Below are 2,559 nucleotides of genomic sequence, written 5' to 3'. Positions count from 1 at the left end.
CGCCGCCCCCAACCGATCCCGCATGCCCGAACCCGAGCGGCACCAGATCGAGCGCCCCGACATACGCGTCGATCGCCCGTACCAGATTGTCCGGCCCGACATAGTCCTCGACGCTCGGCGGCAGGAAACTCGGCTGATTGCGGCTCACGCCGGCCTTGAATGCGCGATTCGTCATAAAGCCAAATCATACCTCGCCGCCGGCGCCGATTCTTGCCCAGCCTCATCGCGCCGTCCATCCCGACGGCTACGGCTACAGCCGGTTCTGCGACCTCTATCGGGCCTGGGAAGGGCGCCTGTCGCCGACCATGCGGCAGAGCCACGTCGCCGGCGAGCGGCTGTTCGTGGACTACGCCGGGACGACGCTCGAGGTGGTCGACGCGGCGACCGGCGAGGTTCGAACGGCGCAGCTGTTCGTCGCCGTGCTCGGGGCGTCGAGCCTGACCTATGCCGAGGCGACGTGGACGCAGGGTCTGTCCGACTGGATCGGGTCGCACACACGGGCCTTCGCGTTCATCGGCGGGGTTCCGGCCATGGTGGTGTCCGACAATCTGAAGTCGGGCATCACCAAGGCGTGTTTCTTCGAGCCGGCGGTCAATCGCAGCTACGCCGAGATGGCGGCGCACTACGACACGGCGATCGTTCCGGCGCGGCCGTACAAGCCGCGCGACAAGGCCAAGGTCGAGGTCGGCGTCCAGGTGGTGACGCGCTTCGTCGTCGCCAAGCTGCGTCATCGTCGGTTCGATACGCTGTCGTCGTTGAATGCCGCGATCTCTGATCTGATCACGACGCTCAACGAGCGTGTGTCACGTCATCTCGGTGCCAGCCGTCGCGTGCTGTTCGAGCAGGTGGAGCGATCGGCGCTGAAGCGGCTGCCGGCCGAGCCCTATGTCTTCGCCGAATGGAAGGCGTGCAAGGTCGGACTCGATTATCACGTCGAAGTCGCGAAGCACTATTACTCGGTGCCGCATCAGTTCCTCCGCGAGACCGTGTGGGTCCGCATCACGATGCGCACCGTCGAGGTGTTCCATCGTGGCAAACGGATCGCGGCGCACCTGCGCGCGTCGTCGAACCGCAGGCACACCACGGTGCGCGAGCACATGCCGTCGAGCCATCGTCGCTTCGCCGACTGGACGCCGGAGCGGATCAGACGATCGGCGGGCGAGATCGGCCGCAACACCGGCACGCTGGTCGAGATCATCCTGACCGAGCGGACCCATCCCGAACAGGGCTTCCGCGCCTGCATCGGCATTCTGCGACTCGAGAAGACCTGGGGCCGCGACCGGCTCGAGGCCGCGTGCGAACGCGCCATCGCGATCGGTGCACGCTCCTACGGTTCGGTCGTCTCGATCCTGAAGAACAACCTCGATCGCCACCAGCCTGCGACGCCCACGGACGGGCCGGTGAATCGCGCACGACAACATCCGGGGCCCCACCTACTTCCACTGAGGAGATCACGACCGATGCTCACACATCCGACCCTCGATCAGCTCCGAGCCCTGAAGCTCGACGGCATGGCGCGCGCCTTCGTCGAGTTCGCCGCGAAGGACGAGACCCGCGATCTCGCCCACGCCGAATGGCTCGCTTTGCTGCTCGACCGCGAGACGGCCGATCGCGACACCAAGCGCTTCCAGACCCGCCTGCGTGCTGCACGATTGCGCCACAGCCAGGCCGTGGTCGAGGACATCGACTATCGGACGCCGCGCCGGCTCGACAAGGCGCTGTTCCAGCAGTTGGCCACCAGCCGCTGGATCGCCGAGCACCGCAACCTGCTCCTCACCGGGCCGTGCGGGATCGGTAAGTCGTGGCTCGCGTGCGCACTCGCCCAGAAGGCCTGCCGCGACGGTCACACCGTCCATTACGCCCGCGTGCCGCGCCTGTTCGCCGACCTCGATCTCGCTCACGGCGACGGCCGCTTCCCCCGCCTGTTCCGTCTGCTGACCAAGGTCGACCTCCTCGTCCTCGACGACTGGGGACCCGACCGCCTCTCGCCCGGTCAGCGCCGCGACCTCATGGAGATCGTCGAGGATCGCCACGGCCGCGGCTCCACCCTGATCACCAGCCAGCTTCCCGTGTCCGCCTGGCACGAGATCATCGGCGAGCCCACCCTGGCCGACGCCATCCTCGACCGGCTCGTCCACAACGCCCACCGGATCGCGCTCGACGGCCCGTCGATGCGCAAGCTCGCCGCCGACCAGGCGAACAGCCCCGCGGCGTCCACCGACGCCATGACCGCCGTCGCCAAGCCGTCCAAGGAGGCCAAGAAGTGAACCGCATTCCGAGCCGACCGGCCGCCCCCGTGGGTCGACAGGGACCTCCCGCGCGCGCCGCCGCGTCTGCCGTGGGGGCACGCCGCGTCGCGCGCGGGTCCCTCCTATCGACTACGGGGACGGCCTCCGCCACCCTTGACCGAACCGCCGTTCGCTGAGATCAGCGAGTGAACCCGACGGCCCCCTCACGCCTCGCGCCACACTGGTCGCGATCGGTCGGAACGGGTGGTCGCGATCCGTCGGTACAGGTGGTCGCGATCGTCGGAATGCGCAGTGAACAGCTCGTCGATCC

The 2,559-nt window shown here is 68.0% G+C and carries 1 protein-coding gene and 1 pseudogene; both read left to right on the top strand.

Annotated features, from left to right (window positions below):
• Positions 1-137: 137 nt before the first annotated feature.
• Positions 138-1,019, top strand: a pseudogene (gene istA / locus ABTU92_RS28885) (IS21 family transposase); the annotation flags it as partial.
• A gap of 441 nt (positions 1,020-1,460) precedes the next feature.
• Entirely contained in the window at positions 1,461-2,267 is an 807-nt protein-coding gene (gene istB, locus ABTU92_RS28880; RefSeq protein ID WP_408095007.1) for an IS21-like element helper ATPase IstB, read from the top strand.
• Positions 2,268-2,559 lie beyond the last annotated feature (292 nt).

The organism is Rhodoplanes sp. SY1, assembly GCF_046000175.1.
Lineage (GTDB): Bacteria > Pseudomonadota > Alphaproteobacteria > Rhizobiales > Xanthobacteraceae > Rhodoplanes.
Note: the sequence above shows the minus strand (reverse complement) of the source record. Positions and strands in the feature narration are given on the sequence as shown.